The organism is Pseudomonas sp. B21-015 (genome assembly GCF_024749285.1).
Lineage (GTDB): Bacteria > Pseudomonadota > Gammaproteobacteria > Pseudomonadales > Pseudomonadaceae > Aquipseudomonas.
The window spans coordinates 5,098,944-5,116,761 of record NZ_CP087196.1; the positions used below are offsets into that span (position 1 = coordinate 5,098,944).

General features: G+C 59.6%; 19 protein-coding genes. 3 read left to right on the forward strand and 16 right to left on the reverse strand.

Annotated features, from left to right (window positions below; translation table 11 throughout):
- Positions 1–4: 4 nt before the first annotated feature.
- Complete coding sequence (locus LOY38_RS23285) at positions 5–481, reverse strand: GNAT family N-acetyltransferase (protein ID WP_258697234.1); 477 nt, start codon at positions 479–481, stop codon at positions 5–7.
- A gap of 111 nt (positions 482–592) precedes the next feature.
- Positions 593–856, reverse strand: coding sequence for an Os1348 family RiPP precursor (locus LOY38_RS23290; RefSeq protein ID WP_258697235.1), 264 nt, complete (start codon positions 854–856; stop codon positions 593–595).
- Positions 857–1,471: 615 nt separating this feature from the next.
- On the opposite strand from LOY38_RS23290, the gene LOY38_RS23295 reads away from it, so the two are divergent.
- Positions 1,472–2,731, forward strand: a complete 1,260-nt coding sequence (locus LOY38_RS23295; RefSeq protein WP_258697236.1) for an OprD family porin — start codon at positions 1,472–1,474, stop codon at positions 2,729–2,731.
- A gap of 202 nt (positions 2,732–2,933) precedes the next feature.
- Here LOY38_RS23295 and pcaC read toward each other — a convergent pair whose 3' ends face one another.
- The 11 genes from pcaC to pcaR form a co-directional block, all read right to left on the reverse strand.
- The gene (gene pcaC, locus LOY38_RS23300) at positions 2,934–3,326 is read right to left on the reverse strand and encodes a 4-carboxymuconolactone decarboxylase (protein ID WP_258697237.1); all 393 of its coding nucleotides are present in this window, start codon (positions 3,324–3,326) and stop codon (positions 2,934–2,936) included.
- A 10-nt stretch (positions 3,327–3,336) separates the two neighbouring features.
- Positions 3,337–4,143 carry a 3-oxoadipate enol-lactonase gene (gene pcaD, locus LOY38_RS23305; protein WP_258697238.1) on the reverse strand — a complete coding sequence of 269 codons (807 nt, stop codon included), beginning with the start codon at positions 4,141–4,143 and terminating at the stop codon, positions 3,337–3,339.
- Positions 4,144–4,154: 11 nt separating this feature from the next.
- On the reverse strand, positions 4,155–5,519 hold the full coding sequence (locus LOY38_RS23310) for a 3-carboxy-cis,cis-muconate cycloisomerase (protein WP_258697239.1): 1,365 nt from the start codon (positions 5,517–5,519) through the stop codon (positions 4,155–4,157).
- 45 nt (positions 5,520–5,564) lie between these two features.
- Positions 5,565–6,860: an MFS family transporter gene (locus tag LOY38_RS23315; RefSeq protein WP_258697240.1), complete on the reverse strand. Its 1,296-nt coding sequence runs from the start codon at positions 6,858–6,860 to the stop codon at positions 5,565–5,567.
- Positions 6,861–7,052: 192 nt separating this feature from the next.
- Positions 7,053–7,619, reverse strand: a complete 567-nt coding sequence (gene pcaG, locus LOY38_RS23320) for a protocatechuate 3,4-dioxygenase subunit alpha (RefSeq protein WP_258697241.1) — start codon at positions 7,617–7,619, stop codon at positions 7,053–7,055.
- Between the two features lies 1 nt (position 7,620).
- Positions 7,621–8,325 carry a protocatechuate 3,4-dioxygenase subunit beta gene (gene pcaH, locus LOY38_RS23325; protein WP_258697242.1) on the reverse strand — a complete coding sequence of 235 codons (705 nt, stop codon included), beginning with the start codon at positions 8,323–8,325 and terminating at the stop codon, positions 7,621–7,623.
- A gap of 53 nt (positions 8,326–8,378) precedes the next feature.
- Positions 8,379–9,584, reverse strand: a complete 1,206-nt coding sequence (gene pcaF, locus LOY38_RS23330; protein WP_258700782.1) for a 3-oxoadipyl-CoA thiolase — start codon at positions 9,582–9,584, stop codon at positions 8,379–8,381.
- Positions 9,581–10,360, reverse strand: coding sequence for a CoA-transferase subunit beta (locus LOY38_RS23335; RefSeq protein WP_008005876.1), 780 nt, complete (start codon positions 10,358–10,360; stop codon positions 9,581–9,583). Before LOY38_RS23335 ends, pcaF begins: the two co-directional genes overlap by 4 nt.
- A complete protein-coding gene (locus tag LOY38_RS23340; RefSeq protein ID WP_258697243.1) occupies positions 10,360–11,217 on the reverse strand; it encodes a CoA transferase subunit A in 858 nt (285 codons plus the stop codon). Before LOY38_RS23340 ends, LOY38_RS23335 begins: the two co-directional genes overlap by 1 nt.
- Before the next feature lie 270 nt (positions 11,218–11,487).
- Complete coding sequence (locus LOY38_RS23345) at positions 11,488–12,834, reverse strand: MFS transporter (protein ID WP_095054391.1); 1,347 nt, start codon at positions 12,832–12,834, stop codon at positions 11,488–11,490.
- 289 nt (positions 12,835–13,123) lie between these two features.
- Positions 13,124–13,966: a pca regulon transcriptional regulator PcaR gene (gene pcaR, locus LOY38_RS23350; protein WP_007903845.1), complete on the reverse strand. Its 843-nt coding sequence runs from the start codon at positions 13,964–13,966 to the stop codon at positions 13,124–13,126.
- A 665-nt stretch (positions 13,967–14,631) separates the two neighbouring features.
- On the opposite strand from pcaR, the gene LOY38_RS23355 reads away from it, so the two are divergent.
- On the forward strand, positions 14,632–14,832 hold the full coding sequence (locus LOY38_RS23355) for a hypothetical protein (RefSeq protein WP_007935837.1): 201 nt from the start codon (positions 14,632–14,634) through the stop codon (positions 14,830–14,832).
- A gap of 378 nt (positions 14,833–15,210) precedes the next feature.
- Entirely contained in the window at positions 15,211–16,686 is a 1,476-nt protein-coding gene (locus LOY38_RS23360) for an inorganic phosphate transporter (RefSeq protein ID WP_007903847.1), read from the forward strand.
- A gap of 252 nt (positions 16,687–16,938) precedes the next feature.
- Here the strand turns inward: LOY38_RS23360 and ccoM are convergent, their stop codons facing one another.
- The 3 genes from ccoM to LOY38_RS23370 form a co-directional block, all read right to left on the reverse strand.
- Positions 16,939–17,055: a cytochrome c oxidase subunit CcoM gene (ccoM, locus tag LOY38_RS30220; RefSeq protein ID WP_007926603.1), complete on the reverse strand. Its 117-nt coding sequence runs from the start codon at positions 17,053–17,055 to the stop codon at positions 16,939–16,941.
- 144 nt (positions 17,056–17,199) lie between these two features.
- Positions 17,200–17,361, reverse strand: a complete 162-nt coding sequence (locus LOY38_RS23365) for a hypothetical protein (RefSeq protein WP_007935839.1) — start codon at positions 17,359–17,361, stop codon at positions 17,200–17,202.
- Between the two features lie 105 nt (positions 17,362–17,466).
- Positions 17,467–17,808, reverse strand: coding sequence for an aspartate-semialdehyde dehydrogenase (locus LOY38_RS23370; RefSeq protein WP_258697244.1), 342 nt, complete (start codon positions 17,806–17,808; stop codon positions 17,467–17,469).
- Positions 17,809–17,818 lie beyond the last annotated feature (10 nt).

Here is a 17,818-nt window from a genome sequence, read left to right on the forward strand (position 1 = left end):
TCCCTTAGGCTGGCGGCAATGGCTTCGCCATCGTCAGACTGGCAATGCCATAACCCGATTGTTCATAAAGACGACGCGCCGCATCGTTGCGGCCAAAGACATGCAACCGCACTTCCTCGCATCCCGCCTGGCGTGCCCATGACTCCAGGGCCAGCAGCGATTGCTTTGCATAACCCTGACGACGCACGTCGGGGTCAATGTAAATGTCCAGGATGAAGGCGATCCGACCAGCACCGGCCTGTCGTTCGGCGACCCATAATTCACCGATGCGCCGAGCTTGATCCTTGATCACCCAGAGTTGATTTTTTTCAGTCAGTCGCCCTTGCGGCAACAATTGCTCGAAGACACTTCGTGCTTTTTGCGACGCCTCCTCTCGAACCCACTCGCCCGCAGCGACCATGCCGTCGCCATATTCAGCAAGGGCTCTTTCAGCAAACGTAACAAAGTCCGCGTCATTCATTGGAGCCAAGGTGACAGACATGAGTCATTCACTCCGTGCTCGAGCGCTTTACATCATGAATTCAATAAAGCCATTCGGCGTACCACCGAAAAAGCCAACCTTGCGTGGCACGCCAAATGGCATCGCCGGCCTTTAATCCATTCGCGCCTGTTGCTGCTGGTTCTGTGTATCAAATACCGCGCGGATTCCCAGGTTGCTCCGGATTCCAGCGGAGGCTGCCGTCAGTTTTGCAGCATCCATACCTTTAACCGCCGCGATCTCATCAGTACTTAAGTGCACGCCAATATTTTTAGCGGCACCGGCCGGATCTTTGTGAAGTTCAGTGGCGAATTTCTCGTCCAGCACGGCGCGTCCGAGAACCGAGGCCAAACGTTCCTGATTGACTTTATTACCCATGGCACTTCTCCTTGTTATTTCGGCATGACTAAAAAAACCCCTGACGAAGCATGCGATTTCCCTTTCCCCGCCTGAGGATTTTGAATATAGCAAGGCCTCTTTTCTTTTCCAGCCACATCCACGATTCCCTTTAAATCTTTTCACGATAACCGACAACACCAATCCTTAAGTTTAACTGGCGATTATCGACAGACCTTTAATGACAGAAAGAGCCGTAGGAAACTTCTTACAACCAAAGCATTAAGCACATCCATCCAACTTCAACATAAACAAAGCGCCATTAATAAAACGTAAACCCGGACACCCATTATCGCCCCGGATAACTATTGGATTTAATTAAGAATGCCTCATACCGTCCATGACCGGGCTGGCGCCCATTAGCGTTCGATAATCGCCCAAAACCCCATCCACCCAATTGAATCCCCCCGCCCATCCCTCGCACCATTGCCCGCACCTGCAAAAATCAATAACAACAAGGTCCGACACCATGACTACGCGCCCTCCCCACTCTGGCTGATCTCGCCCGATCCTTTTTCCCGTTCGATTTTTTGTCTGCGACCCCTCGGTTGCGGCTGTGTACTGCTTCATCCCTGACAATTAGAGAGACCCGAGCCCATGACTTCCTCCACCACGCAGTATTTGTTTCCCAGCCTGATCGCCATCGCACTGGCCGGCGCGGCCCTGCCCGCCATGGCCGAGGAAGCCGGTTTTGTCGAAGGTGCCAAGGTCAACCTGAACCTGCGCAACTTCTACATCAACCGTAACTTCACCAACCCGACCAAGACCCAGGGCAAGGCTGAAGAGTGGACGCAGAGTTTCATCCTCGACGCCAAGTCCGGGTTCACCCAGGGCACCGTCGGGTTCGGCATGGACGTGCTGGGTTTGTATTCGGTCAAGCTCGACGGCGGCAAAGGCACCGGCGGTACGCAGTTGCTGCCGCTGGATCACGACGGTCGCCCGGCGGATAACTTCGGTCGCACCAATGTGGCGTTCAAGGCCAAGCTGTCGCAGACCGAAGTGAAGGTCGGTGAATGGATGCCGGTGCTGCCGATCCTGCGTTCGGACGACGGTCGCTCGCTGCCGCAAACCTTCCGTGGCGGCCAGATCACCTCGAAGGAAATCGACGGGCTGACCCTCTACGGCGGCCAGTTCCGCGCCAACAGCCCGCGGGACGACAGCAGCATGAGCGACATGTCGATGACCGGCAAAGCGGCGTTCACCTCAGACCGCTTCAACTTTCAGGGTGGCGAATATGCCTTCAACGACAAGCGCACCCAGATCGGCCTATGGAATGCTGAGCTCAAGGACATCTACAGCCAGCAATACGTCAACTTGATCCACACCCAACCGCTGGGCGACTGGACGCTGGGCGCCAACCTCGGGTTCTTCTACGGCAAGGATGACGGCAGCGCCCGGGCGGGCGAACTGGACAACAAGACCTGGTCGGGCCTGTTCTCGGCCAAATACGGCGGTAACACCTTCTACGTCGGCCTGCAAAAACTCACCGGCGACAGCGCCTGGATGCGGGTCAACGGCACCAGCGGCGGCACCCTGGCCAACGACAGCTACAACGCCAGCTATGACAACGCGAAGGAAAAATCCTGGCAACTGCGCCACGACTACAACTTCGCCGCCCTGGGTGTACCGGGCCTGACCCTGATGAACCGCTACATCAGCGGCGACAACGTCCATACCGCAACCACCAGCGACGGCAAGGAATGGGGCCGCGAAAGCGAACTGGGCTATACGGTGCAGAGCGGCACGCTGAAAAACCTCAACGTCAAATGGCGCAACTCGACCATCCGCCGCGACTTCAGTAACAACGAGTTCGACGAAAACCGGTTGATCGTCAGCTATCCGATCAGCCTGCTGTAAACACAAACTGAATGTGGGAGCGGGCTTGCCCGCGATGGCAATCTTTCAGTCACATCAATATTGAACGGACTGCCGCCATCGCGGGCAAGCCCGGCTCCCACAGGGATCTTCGGTGAACACAACATTTGCATTCACACCGCAGACCTGTGGGAGCGAGGCTTGCCCGCGAAGGCGTCAACTCAGGCAACACAACTTTCGCGGATCACTCCCGCGACTCAATCCCCAACTCATCCCACACCGACTCGGCCAGGTGGAAGGTCGCGTTGGCCGCCGGGATGCCGCAATAGATTGCGCTCTGCATGATCACTTCCTTGATCTCGCCGCGGGTCACGCCATTGTTGGCGGCGGCACGCAGGTGCAGTTTGAGTTCTTCGTTGCGGTTCATGCCGATCAGCATGGCGATGGTGATCAGGCTACGGGTGTGGCGCGGCAGGCCCGGGCGGGTCCAGATGTCGCCCCAGGCGTGGCGGGTGATCATTTCCTGGAACTCCGAGTTGAACTCGGTCAGCGCGCTCAGGCTGCGGTCGACGTGGGCGTCGCCAAGTACTGCGCGGCGGACTTTCAGGCCCTCGTCGTAACGTTGTTTCTCGTCCACAACAATCCCCTCAATGAGCTGACAAAAACGCCAGCACTCGGTCGCTGAACGCAGCGCCGGCCTGGACGTTGGACAGGTGCGCGGCGTAGAACTCGGCGTACTCGGCGCCCCGCACGTGTTCCTGAATGAAATGCCCACCGGACGGCGGCGTGACAGCGTCTTCAGTGCCGGCGATCACCAGCAGCGGCACCTGAATCGAGGCCAACTGATCGCGGAAGTCGGCATCGCGCACCGCCGCGCAATTGGCTGCGTAACCTTCAGGTGAAGTCGCCGCGAGCATGTCGGTAATCTGCTTCGCCACTGCCGGATTGGCCTCGGAAAAATCTGGGGTGAACCAGCGCGCAATCGACGCATCGCGCAGGGCAACCATCGCCGCCGCGCCGTCACGCAGCACGGTTTCGATCCGTGGATTCCACACCGTCGGATCGCCGATTTTTGCCGCGGTGTTGCACACGATCAGTTTGTTCAATCGCTGACCGGCATTGATCCCCAGCCACTGACCGATCAACCCGCCCATGGACAGACCACAGAAATGCGCGCGCTCGATGTGCAACGCATCCAGCAGCGCCAGCACGTCGCGGCCCAGTTGCTCGATGCTGTACGGCCCTGGTGTCACCAATGATTTGCCGTGACCACGGGTGTCGAAACGCAGCACGCGAAAATGTTCGGTGAACGCCGGGATCTGCGCGTCCCACATGTGCAGGTCGGTGCCCAGTGAGTTGGACAACACCAGCACCGGCGCATCCGCCGGTCCATCGAGTTGCGGCCCTTGAATTTGGTAGTGCAGTTCGCCCTCGGCGAGTTGTACGAATGCCACAGCAGTCTCCTTCAGGCTATCAACGCAAAATGTTCAGCCACCGCTCGCTCGACCCAGGTATGGGCCTGACCGAGGTAATGGGCGGGGTCCAACAGACGATCGAGTTCCGCGTCCGACAACTCGGCAGTCACCTGCGGCTCCTCGCCGAGTACCGCGCGCAGATGCCGTTGTTCAGCCACTGCGCGCTTGCAGCATTGCTCCAGCACATGGTGCGCGGTGTCGCGACCGACCCGTTGCGCCAGGACGATGCTCACGGCTTCGGCCAGCACCAGGCCTTGGGTCAGGTCGAGGTTGCGCGTCATGCGCATCGCGTCCACTTCCAGTCCGTCGGCCACCAACAGCGCTTGCTGCAGGCTGCCCGACACCAAACAGCAGATCTCCGGCAGGGTTTCCCATTCGGCATGCCACAGGCCCAGGCTGCGCTCGTGCTCCTGGGGCATAGCGCTGAACAAGGTCGAGAGCAAACCCGGCACCCGCGTCGCCGCACCGATCAGCACCGCCGCACCCACCGGGTTGCGTTTGTGCGGCATGGTCGAGGAACCGCCCTTGCCCGGCGCCGACGGTTCGAACACTTCGCCGGCTTCGGTCTGCATCAACAGGCTGATGTCGCGGCCGAGTTTGCCGAGGCTGCCGGCGATCAACCCCAGCACCGCGCCGAATTCCACCAGACGATCACGCTGGGTGTGCCAGGGTTGTTCCGGCAAGGTCAGTTGCAGTTCTGTGGCCAAGGCTTTGGCAATCGGCATCGCCTGCTCACCGAGCGCCGCGAGGGTGCCGGAGGCGCCACCGAATTGCAGCACCAGCAGGCGCGGTTTGAGTTCCAGCAGGCGCTGGCGACTGCGGGTCACCGCGCCCAGCCAACCGGCGATTTTCATGCCGAGGGTGACCGGCGTCGCGTGCTGCAACCAGGTGCGCCCGGCCAGCGGCGTGGCGACGTAACGCCAGGCCTGGGTGGCGAGGGTTTCCCCCAGTTGCGCCAGATCAGCTTCGATCAGTTCCAGTGCGCGGCGCAGTTGCAACACCAGGCCGGTGTCCATCACGTCCTGGCTGGTCGCGCCCAGATGCACGTAGCGCTCGGCTTCGGCATCGCTCCTGGCGATCTGCTTGCCCAGTGCCTTGACCAAAGGAATCGCCGAATTGCCCGCTGTGGCAATCGCCTCGCCGAGCGCGACGAAGTCGTAATGTTCAGCGAGGCAGGCCGCTTCGATAGACGCAACAGCCGTCTGCGGAATCAGGCCGACCCGCGCCTCGGCCCGGGCCAGTGCGGCTTCGAAATCAAGCATGGCCTGAACCCGGCCCTGATCGCAGAACACCTCACGCATGTCCCGTGCCGTGAAGTAGGCATCGAACAATTGATTGCCCGGTCGCTGGTTCATAAACAGTCCTTGCAGGCGAGGGTCAGTGAGGCCCCCGCGTAAAGATCAAAGGTCGTTTTGCAAATACTTCGCCTGTTTCGGCAGGCGCAAGCTGAACAGGAACGCGACCGCCATCATCACCGTCACGTACCAGTAGAACGAGTTTTCCATGCCTCCGGCTTTAAGGCTCAGCGCCACATACTCCGCCGAACCGCCGAAAATTGCATTGGCCACCGCATACGCCAGACCGACGCCCAAGGCGCGCACCTCTGGCGGGAACATTTCGGCTTTCACCAGACCGCTGATCGAGGTGTAGAAACTCACGATCGCCAGCGCCAGAGTAATCAACACAAAGGCCAGGAACGGACTGCTGACACTTTTCAGGCTCAACAGGATCGGTACGGTGCACAACGTGCCGAGGGCGCCGAACCAGAGCATCGAATTGCGCCGGCCGATCTTGTCGGCGAGCATGCCGAAGAACGGTTGCACGCACATGTAAAGGAACAGCGCGCCGGTCATGATGTAGCTGGCGGTTTTGGCGTGCATGCCGGCGGTGTTCACCAGGTACTTCTGCATGTACGTGGTGAAGGTGTAGAAAATCAGCGAGCCACCGGCGGTGTAGCCCAGCACGGTGATGAACGCAGCCTTGTGATCACGGAACAGTGCACCGATGCTGCCGGCGTCTTTGTTTTCGCGCATTTCCTTGCTGCTGGTTTCCTTGAGCGCACGACGCAGGAACAACGAAACCAACGCAGCGGCCGCCCCGACCACGAACGGAATTCGCCAGCCATAGGCACGCAATTCATCCTCGCTGAGGAACTGTTGCAGGATCACCACCAGCGACACCGCCAGCAACTGCCCACCAATCAGCGTCACGTACTGGAACGACGCGAAGAACCCGCGCTGGCCCTTGAGGGCGACTTCGCTCATATAGGTGGCGGTGGTGCCGTATTCGCCGCCCACCGACAAGCCCTGCAGCAGGCGCGCGAACAGCAGCAGGATCGGCGCCCAGACACCGATGCTGTTGTAGGTCGGCAGGCAGGCAATGAGCAAAGAGCCGAAGCACATCATCAGAATCGAGATCAACATCGAATTCTTGCGTCCGTGTTTGTCCGCCAACCGACCGAAGATCCAGCCGCCGATGGGCCGCATCAGGAACCCGGCAGCGAATACGCCCGCCGTGTTCACCAGCTGCACCGTGGGGTTGTCGGAGGGGAAAAACGCCGGTGCGAAATAGATCGCGCAGAAGGCGTAGACGTAAAAGTCGAACCACTCGACCAGATTGCCGGACGAGGCGCCGACAATCGCAAAGATCCTTTTGTTGCGTTCTTCACGGGTGTAGAGAGCTGTGAGAGTAGTCATTGTTTTTTTACTCTTCTGGGGACCGTGAGAGTCTAGACACATCTAGCAACAGTCCCGTTCCGCAAATGCATTAGCGACGCAGATCCCCTGTGGGAGCGAGCCTGCTCGCGAAAGCGGCGTATCAGTACCATCAATGCTGAATGACTCACCGCAATCGCGAGCAGGCTCGCTCCCACAGGGGGTTGGGTGTTCTCAATAATCGAAGAACACCGTCTCCGCATCCGTCCCCTGCAAAATCACATTCCACTGATAAACACCCGCAGCATCCTGCTTCGCCAGCAACGTACTGCGGCGTTCGGCAGGCACGCACTCCAGCAGTGGATCCGCGACGTTGGCCGGTTCGCCATCAAAGTAAATCCGCGTCAGCAAGTGCTTCACCAACCCGCGAGCAAACACCAGCACCACCAGGTGTGGCGCCTGGGTCGAGCCCTTCAAGCCTTCCACCGTGCCCGGCTTGATCGTGGTGAAGCGGAAGCGCCCTTCTGCATCCACCGGCACCCGACCAAACCCTTCGAAGTTCGGGTCCAGGGGTTTGTCCTGATCGTCTTCGGGATGGTCGTATTTGCCGGCGGCGTTGGCCTGCCAGACTTCCAGCATGGCGTCGTTGACGAAGTCGCCATTGCCATCGACGACTTGCCCGGTGATCGCCACGCGCTCGCCAAGGGTTTGTGCAACGGTCAGGTCTTCGCGGTTCAGCCAGGTCAAGCCGATGTGGTAATACGGCCCGACGGTGTGGGACGTGGTCGCGTTCAGCGTCATCTTATTTCTCCATCGGCGTGGCATCGCGGCCGCGCAAGACGATGTCCCAGCGATAACCGAGGGCGTAGGAAGGAATGGTTTTTTCCAGGTCGAAACTGGCGATAAGGCGTTCTTTGGCGCTGGTATCGGGCACGCAGTTGTAGATCGGGTCGTAGGCCAGCAACGGGTCGCCCGGGAAATACATCTGGGTCACCAGGCGCGTCAGAATACTCGGCCCGAACAGTGAGAAATGGATGTGCGCCGGACGCCAGGCATTGTGGTGGTTGCCCCACGGATAGGCGCCTGGCTTGATGGTCTGGAACTGATACCAACCATCGGCGTCGGTCACGGTGCGGCCGGTGCCGGTGAAGTTCGGGTCCAGCGGCGCGTCGTGCAGGTCGCGGGCATGGTTGTAACGACCGGCGGCGTTGGCCTGCCAGATCTCCACCAGAATCCCCGGCACCGGCAGACCGTTTTCATCCAGCACACGGCCGTGGATGATGATCCGCTCACCCAACGGCTCGCCCGAGTGCTGGGCAGTCAGGTCGTTGTCCCGCTCCTGAATACGCTCGGCGCCGATGGTCGGCCCGGTGATTTCCGACAGCGAATGAGGCAAAAACACCAACGGCTTGGACGGCGAGCGAAGGTTGGTGGATTGATAAGGAGGGTGCAGGTATTCCGGCTGAGTGCCCGCCTGTGGGCGACGGTAACCAGGTTTGTCAGTCATTGCGCTTTCCTCTGTTCTTATTAGTCGACGCTACTTATTCACAGCCAAGCGTGTCAGACCCGTTCAATCGCCAAGGCCAGCCCCTGGCCGACACCGACGCACATGGTCGCCAGACCTTTCTTGCCACCGGTTTTTTCCAGTTGATGCAGCGCAGTCAGAACAAGGCGTGCACCGCTCATGCCCAGCGGATGGCCCAAGGCAATGGCGCCACCGTTCGGGTTGACCTGGGCCGCGTCATCCGCCAATCCCAGTTCACGCAGCACGGCCAAACCCTGGCTGGCGAAAGCTTCGTTGAGTTCGATCACGTCGAAATCGCTGACCGCCAGGCCCAGACGCTCGGTCAATTTACGCACCGCCGGCACCGGGCCGATGCCCATCACCCGTGGTGCGACTCCGGCGCTGGCCATGCCGAGCACTTTGGCGCGGGCCGTCAGGCCATGTTTCTTCACGGCTTCGGCCGAGGCCAGAATCAGCGCCGCCGCACCGTCATTCACACCGGAAGCATTACCGGCAGTGACGGTTTTGTCCGGGCCATTGACCGGTTTGAGTTTGGCCAGGGTGTCGAGCGTTGTGTCGGCACGCGGATGTTCGTCCTGGCTGACCACTGTTTCACCCTTCTTGTGGGCAATGCGCACTTCCACTATTTCTTCGGCGAAAAATCCTGCGGCTTGCGCGACGGCCGTGCGTTGTTGACTGCGCAGGGCGAAAGCGTCCTGATCCTCGCGAGAAACTTCGTAATCGTCGGCCACGTTATCGGCGGTCTGCGGCATCGCATCGACGCCATATTGGGCTTTCATCAACGGATTGATGAAGCGCCAACCGATGGTGGTGTCTTCCAGCTTCATGTTGCGTGAAAACGCCGCGTCGGCCTTGCCCATCACGAACGGTGCGCGGGACATCGACTCGACGCCGCCAGCAATCGCCAGCTCCATCTCGCCGCTGGCGATGGCCCGAAACGCGGTGCCGATCGCATCCATGCCCGAAGCGCACAGCCGATTGAGGGTAACGCCCGGAATGGTTTCCGGCAGCCCCGCCAGCAACAACGCCATGCGTGCCACGTTGCGGTTGTCTTCGCCGGCCTGGTTGGCGCAGCCGAGGAACACCTCGTCCACCGCGCTCCAGTCCACCGACCGGTTGCGTTCCATCAGCGCTTTGATCGGCACGGCGGCCAAGTCATCAGCGCGGACCGCCGACAGGCCACCGCCGAAACGGCCGATGGGGGTGCGAATCGCGTCGCAGATATAAACGTCACGCATCAGGCTTCTCCGGGTGCTTGGCCGTGGGCCGCAGCGGTGCGGGCTTCCAGATCGCGCAGCGCGGTCAGCTCGACATCGGTTGGCTCGGCGGTGTTTTCCACCTGATCGGCGAAGCGAATCGCCCAGCCGGTGGCCGCAATCACTTGCTCGCGGGTCACGCCTGGGTGCAGCGCGGTCACCACGAATTCATGAGTATCCGCTTCGGGTTCCATGATGCACAGGTCGGTAATAATGCCGACAGGACCGGCGCCCGGCAGGCCGAGACGCTTGCGTGAGTCCCCGCCCTCGCCATGGCCTACCGAGGTGATGAAATCGAGTTTGTCGACAAAGGAGCGCGCCGACTGCTTGAGGATGATCAGCACGCTCTTGGCGGAACCGGCGATCTCCGGCGCGCCACCGGCACCCGGCAGGCGAACTTTCGGCTGATGGTAGTCGCCCACCACTGTGGTGTTGATGTTACCGAAGCGGTCGACTTGCGCGGCACCGAGAAAACCGACGTCGATACGCCCGCCCTGCAACCAGTAGCGAAAAATCTCACCGGTCGGGACGACGGTGTCGGCGGTTTCCGCCAGTTCACCGTCACCGATCGACAGCGGCAATACACTCGGCTTGGCACCGATCGGACCCGATTCATAGATCAGGACTACATCCGGCGAGGAAGTCAGACGCGCCAGGTTGGCGGCTTTCGACGGCAGGCCGATGCCGACGAAACACACCGAACCGTTTTTCAGACGGCGGGCGGCGGCGACGGTCATCATTTCATTGGTGGTGTAAGTCATTACTTGGCCTCCGAAGCAGCGGCCAGCTTGGCCTGGAACTCACTGAAGTCAGCGCAACCGTGGATGTACTCGTTGATCCACGCGGTGAAGGTTTCACGGTCGCGGGCAATCGGGTCCCAGGCCTGGTAGAAACGGTTGTCACGCTCGTTGTAGCCGTGAGCGTAGGACGGATGCGCGCCGCCAGGGACGTGGCAGACCGCGCTCAAGGCCCAGGTCGGCAGCACACAGGAATTCATCGGTGCGTTGAGGTCGTCGACGATTTCTTCAACAGTGACGATGCAGCGCTTGGCGGCCAGCGCCGCTTCTTTCTGCACGCCGAGAATGCCCCAGAGCAGCACATTGCCTTGACGGTCGGCTTTCTGCGCGTGAATCACGGTGATGTCCGGGCGCACCGACGGCACCGCTGCCAGCACTTCGCCGGTGAACGGGCACGTGACGGTTTTGATCAGCGGGTTGACCTTCGGCAGGTCGGAACCGGCGTAGGCACGCAACACCGCGAACGGCAGGCCCGAAGCACCCGCGACGTAGGCATTGGCCAGGTCGGCATGGCTGTGCTCTTCGATTTCCAGCGCATGCGGCCACTGCTTCTCGACCGCATCACGCAGACGGTGCAGCGAGCCCACGCCCGGGTTACCGCCCCAGGAGAAAATCAGCTTGCGAGCACAACCGGCACCGATCAATTGGTCGTAGATCAAGTCAGGCGTCATCCGCACCAGGGTCAGGTCTTTCTTGCCCTGGCGAATGATTTCGTGACCCGCCGCCGTAGGAATCAAGTGAGTGAAGCCTTCGAGCGCGACGGTATCGCCGTCGTTGACGAACTGCTTCACCGCGTCATGCAGCGAAAGGATTTCAGCCATGGGGCAGGCTCCCGTTTTTTTATCAACCGACAGTGGTAGAAAAAGGCGCGATGCGCAGCGCCGGAATGACTGAAGATTAAGCCCCTGGAAAAACCCAAACAATCCGATAATCGACTAAGCGTTCGTTTATCGAACATATTGTTGTCTGGCTATCGATCACTAAAAGCATCGCGGGCAAGCCCGCTCCCACAGGTTGATGCGCAATCCTTGCGGGAGCGGGCTTGCCCGCGATGGGGCCGGCAAACTCAACAACAATCTTGAAAGTTGTCCTCAGGTCGCGTCCGCATGACTGACCATGCCCTTGATCACCACCGCCGTGGTCGCCAACGCGGCCGGAATCACCAGCGCCGTCAGCACCTGCTCGAAGTTCCAGCCCAGGCCCAGCAACGTTGCGCCCATCCACGCACCGAGGATCGCGCCGAAACGGCCAATCCCGAGCATCCACGACACACCGGTCGCCCGCCCTTGAGTCGGGTAAAACCGCGCCGCCAGCGACGGCATCGCCGATTGCGCGCCGTTGACACACATCCCGGCCACCAGCACCAAGGTCGCCAGCAATGTGATGTTGCCCAGGCTCTGCCCTACCGCGTAGGCAAACACCCCGGCGAATAAGTAGAAAATGCCGATGACCTTGTGCGGATTGAACCGGTCCATCGCCCAGCCCACACCCACTGCGCTCAACACCCCACCGAACTGGAACAGCGCACCAATGAATGCGGCCTGCTCCATGCTCGCGCCGCTGTCACGCATCAGCGTCGGCAGCCAACTGGTCAGCAGGTAAACGATCACCAGCCCCATGAAGTACGTCAGCCACAGCAACAACGTGCCGGTGCTGTAAGTGCCGGAGAAGATCACCGCAAACACATTGCGCGCCTTCACGGTTTTCTGTTCCGGCACACTGAAGCTCGAAGCCTGGGCCACCACCGTCGGGTCGATCGGCGCCAGGGCCTTGCGCACTTTGTCGGTGCCGCGATTGCGCACCACCAGGTAACGTGCCGATTCCGGCAACCAGAACAGCAATACGACGGCGAGGATCAGCGGCAGAATCCCGCCGATCATCAACAGACTGTGCCAGCCGAAGGCCGGAATCAGTTTGGCCGAGATGAACCCGCCCCCGGCCATGCCGAGGTTGAAGCCGCAGAACATGCTGGTCACCAGCAGGGACTTCTTGCGCTCCGGTGTGTATTCGGACAGCAGCGTGGTGGCGTTCGGCATGCCGGCGCCCAGGCCCAGGCCGGTGAGAAAGCGCAGTACCAGCAGTTGATCGACATTGGTGCTGTAGGCCGACGCCAGGCTGAACGCGCCGAACAACAGCACCGCGCCCACCAGTACGACTTTTCGCCCGAAGCGGTCAGCCAACGGGCCGGAACCCAAGGCACCAAAGACCATGCCGATCAGCGCCGCACTCATCACCGGACCGAGACTGGCGCGGTCGATGCCCCAGTCCTGGGACAGTGCCGGCGCGATAAAACCCATGGCCGCAGTGTCGAGGCCATCGAGGAAGACAATCAGGAAACACAGGATCACCACCCGCCATTGGTAGCGCGAAATGGGTTGAGCGTTAATGAAGGACTGCACGTCGAGGCAGTTTCCTACAGCAGACTGAGGCTGGTTCATTATTTTTATCCCACGCAAAGAACGCAGTCGAACAGGTGCCAGCCGAGGCTGACGCTGTCACAAGAAAAGGAGGTCGGGGATCAGGCGATTCGGTTTCGGCAGCTGAGCCGGAGGGAACAGCGGCAGTCGGGTAACGAGCGCATGATGATGCCTCTTCTCATTATTATTGGGCCGTGATCCGGCGACTGACTGAAGGCCAACAGTGCCGGATGACGCTGCCGCGACATTAATGATCCAAGGGAAAGAGCGTCAATTCGATAAACGCGACTCTGTGCGTTTATCGAACAGCTTAGGCAAAGAGTTGCGCGCTCAGATCACGACTGGCGCTTAGCAGGCCGGGCAGGAAACGCTGCTCCAGCTCGCTGCGACTGACCCGGCCGGCATGGGTGCTGACGTTCAGCGCCGCCACCACTTGGCCGGAAGCGTCGTACACCGGCACGGCAATCGAGCGCAGCCCCTGTTCCAGTTCCTGATCGACGATGCACCAGCCTTGTTGCCGTACCTCTTGCAGGCATTCGAGCAATGCCTCGGGAGTATGCAAGGTGCGACTGGTCTTGGCTTGCAGCTCGGCATGGTCGAGATACTCGCGCAACGACGTGTCGTCCAGCGCGGCGAGAAGAATCCTGCCCATGGAGGTGCAATAGGCCGGCAAGCGTCCACCCACCGAGAGGTCGACGGAAATCAGCCGCTGGGTGGTCGCCGAGCGCGCGATGTACAAAATGTCATCACCTTCCAGGGTGGCCATGTTGCAGGCCTCGTGCAGTTGCTCGCTCATGCGGTCCAGATAGGGCTGGGCAGACACCGCCAGCGGGGTCGACGACAGATAGGCATGGCCCAGGGTCAAGACTTTGGGCAACAGCGAATAGGTGCGCCCGTCGGTGGTGGCGTAGCCGAGCTTGATCAGGGTATGCAGGCAACGTCGCACAGCGGCGCGGGGAATTTCCGTACGGTGGCTGATCTGTGCAATGGTCAGGTGCCGCTTGCGCTCCTGGAACGCTTGCACCACCGCCAGGCCACGAGCCAGGGAGGTCATGAAATCCGGGTCACCGGTCAGGGCCTGAATTCGCTTGGCGGGCGAGGCGACGATCGGCGGTGCTACTGAAGCGAAGGAATTGCGCATTTGATCGTTCATATCAGGTTGTTCCCCACGCGGATCAGCGACTATTACAAGCGGCTGCCGGTCTGGCACACAAGTCACCGGCCGCCAACATTGGGCGATTATCGAACCGCAGGCCGATAATCGCAATCGATAGTGCTTACGGTGAGCCACACGGCTTTCACTCGCCGCACAACACGGTTGTTATTTTCGGTCACTGGCTTAAAGGAGGACGATGTAATAATTTGTTCGGCTTAATGGCGTCAGAATGTCACCGCAGCAACTGGCATCAGCCCACCGTAGTTACTGCTAAAGTTAGGAGCAACAAAACAATCACACATGAGGAACTACTTTTAACTCTCGAGAGATAGTGTTCTTCGGATCGACCGCTATAATGCATCTCAATGGCGACCGGTTTTTTACGTGCCGAATCCGCCAGCCGGCAGCGCAATATCCATTGCCGCTGTCCGCAGCAAGCGCCTGACGCTCATTTCATATGCTCCGCCAACGCGCTCGCTGAAACAGGAGACTGATGCTACGTCAGCTGTTTTTCTCTGGTGCCGTGGCCGCCTGCAACAAGGAAGTATTGATTGCGCCGTGGGAATGATGCCGTGTCAGGCATTATCCTTTCTACGAGCATGGTCAATAGATCGATGCAGCGCGTTTCACCAGAATTAATCTCAACTCAATCAGGTAGCACTGTGACGAAAGACGAACTGCGCGCAGAACTTGAGCGCCAGGAACAACGTTACAAGGAAGTTTACGGCGGGGAAGTCACCACTTACGCCGCTCAGCCCGAACCCGAACGCAAACCCTGGCGTAAACGCGCCACCGTTCAGGATCAGGCCTTCACCCAGGAATTGCAGAAGATGGAAAAGGAACTCAAAGCCGAAGAGCCATGACTGCCTCGGCCTGATTCCTTTCAAGAGCCTGCGTCTACACCCGTTAAAAGCGGGTTGTATCGATGATGCTTTTCGCGCCCGCTACAAGCGGGCGGCGGCTCCTCTCATCCATTGGATGAGGAAAATGGCTCATGTCTGACCCTCTTCTCAGATATTTCACACAAGCGTCCAAGCCTCTCGCCCCGACGAGCGAAACCCTTGTGGCTCCTGCCTTTCCAAGCAAATTCAACGACTTGTAAAGCCCTGAAAAAGCCTGGGACTTAGGGGATTGCCACAAATTAATTCGTTGAAGAATGTTACCGACGAGCAGCTAGTGCATCGATTAGCAGTCTTTTCTGGCATAATCGCGCCCCCTTACGAACGGGTCAGAAAACCTTCATGATCGATTTATTCAGCGGACTGGATGCTTGGGTGCTTGTGAGCCTCTTGCTCGCCCTGGCCTTTGTCCTCGCCTTCGAGTTCATCAACGGCTTTCATGACACCGCAAACGCGGTGGCCACTGTTATCTACACCAAAGCCATGCCGCCTCATCTGGCGGTGTTCTTTTCCGGTGTGTTCAACTTCCTCGGCGTATTGCTGGGCGGTGTGGGCGTGGCGTATGCCATCGTCCATCTGCTGCCGGTAGAACTGCTGATCAATGTGAACACCGGTCACGGACTGGCCATGGTGTTCTCGTTGCTCGCCGCCGCCATCACCTGGAACCTGGGCACCTGGTACTTCGGTATTCCGGCCTCCAGCTCCCACACGCTGATCGGTTCGATCCTCGGGGTTGGCCTGGCCAACGCCCTGATCAACGACATTCCGTTGGCCGACGGTGTGAACTGGCAGAAAGCGATCGATATCGGGGCGTCCCTGGTGTTCTCGCCGATGGCCGGCTTCCTGATTGCAGCCCTGGTGCTGATCGGCCTTAAATGGTGGCGTCCGCTGTCCAAGATGCACAAGACACCGGAACAGCGCCGCAAGATCGACGACAAGAAACACCCGCCGTTCTGGAACCGTCTGGTGCTGGTGATTTCGGCGATGGCGGTCAGTTTCGTGCACGGCTCGAACGATGGCCAGAAAGGTATCGGCCTGATCATGCTGGTACTGATCGGCATCGTGCCGGCGCAGTTCGTCCTCGACCTGAACAGTACCACCTACCAGATCGAGCGGACTCGCGATGCGACCCTGCACCTGAGCCAGTTCTACGAGCGCAACCGCGAATCCCTGGGTGAGTTCCTGGCACTGGGCAAAAGCGTGAAAGGCGATCTGCCGGAGAAATTCCGTTGCAACCCGCAACAGACCGAACCGACCATTTCAGCGCTGCTTGGCACCCTTAAAGGTGTAGCGGACTACCATTCGTTGCCGTCGGAAAGCCGCATCGAAGTACGTCGCTACCTGCTCTGTCTGGACGACACCGCGAAGAAAGTCGCCAAGCTGCCAGGCCTCGCTGCCCGTGAAAAGGCTGACCTGGACAAACTGCGCAAGGACCTGACCACCACCACCGAATACGCCCCGTTCTGGGTGATTCTGGCGGTCGCACTGGCCCTCGGCCTGGGTACCATGGTCGGCTGGAAACGCGTGGTACTGACCATTGGCGAGAAGATCGGCAAGCAAGGCATGACCTACGCTCAAGGCATGTCGGCGCAGATCACCACCGCGTGCATGATCGGCGCGGCGAACATCTTCAGCTTGCCGGTTTCCACCACACACGTTCTGTCCTCAGGCGTGGCCGGCACCATGGTCGCGAACAAAAGCGGCCTGCAAGGCGGCACTGTCAGAACCATCCTGCTGGCCTGGGTCCTGACCCTGCCAGCCACCGTGGCCCTGTCGGCCGGCCTGTTCTGGCTGGCATCGAAGGCACTGGGTAGCTGATCTACCGCTACTGAAAAAGGCGCGTTCCGTGAGGTTCGCGCCTTTTTTATTGCTGCAATCACACCACTGATCCCTGTGGGAGCGGGCTTGCCCGCGATGACGGCGGCAGATCCGACATCGATGTAACAGACCTATCGCTATCGCGGGCAAGCCCGCTCCACAGTTGATCGTGTACCCCGGAAAACCACAGACAAAAAAAAGGGCGACCGAAGTCGCCCAAAATGCCTTGCGTGCTCATTGCTCCAGAAAGACCTACGGCTTCTTGCGCTTATGCGCATCCTTCCAGATGAAAAATCCAAACCCGGCAAAAAACAGAACCATGAGGCCGACTGTCAGCACTCCGGCGATCACCACGTTGTCGAAAAACATGACTGGCCTCCTGCACTTGCCCTGTTGCGATGGGGCTAAGTTAACCAATCGGGCAGGAGAAAAAATTGACCGGGATCAATGCCGCCCAAGACTGGGCGTAAAGGAAGGGAAATAACTGACCTGCATCAACCGATGCAGGGTGTTTCAACGCTTTTTCGGTTTGTTCTTCGGCTTTTTCTTCGCTTTACCCAGCGGCATGGCCTGCTCAAACGCTTGGCGCACTTCGTTCAGGCGTTTTTCATTAAGGTCATGAACCCGTTTGGCACGTTCGGAGTTGAGGTCAATCAGCTTGTCATCTTGGCTCATGGCGTTCAGTGCATCGCTTGGAAATGAATTCAGCTGCCGGCTAAAGGCGGCAGGATTGTGCCAATAATGCGGTCTGGCGCGGGTGCTGACCAGTCATCCGACACTTCAGATCTCGATATCGACCCACAATCCCTGACGTGGCTGATTCTCCATCAACGGCACCACCGGCACGGTGTTGTCGGCATTGAGTTCATTTCCGGGAATCGCGAGGTGTTCTTCAGGATCTTCATCGGCCTCACGACGGCGCCGCTCCCGTTCCTGCCGACGACGCTGTTCCTCGCGCTGCTGCAGGCCCGCCTCTTCCGGATCGCGCTTTTGCAGGTCGATGGTGCTTTCGTTGGAGTTTTCCTGCACCGGCACCACGGGCGGAATATCCGGGCGCTGGCGGATCGGATCCTGCTGTGAAGTGATCGGCACGGCGCTCAAGGGGAGCATCGGTGGCAGCATATTTTTAGTC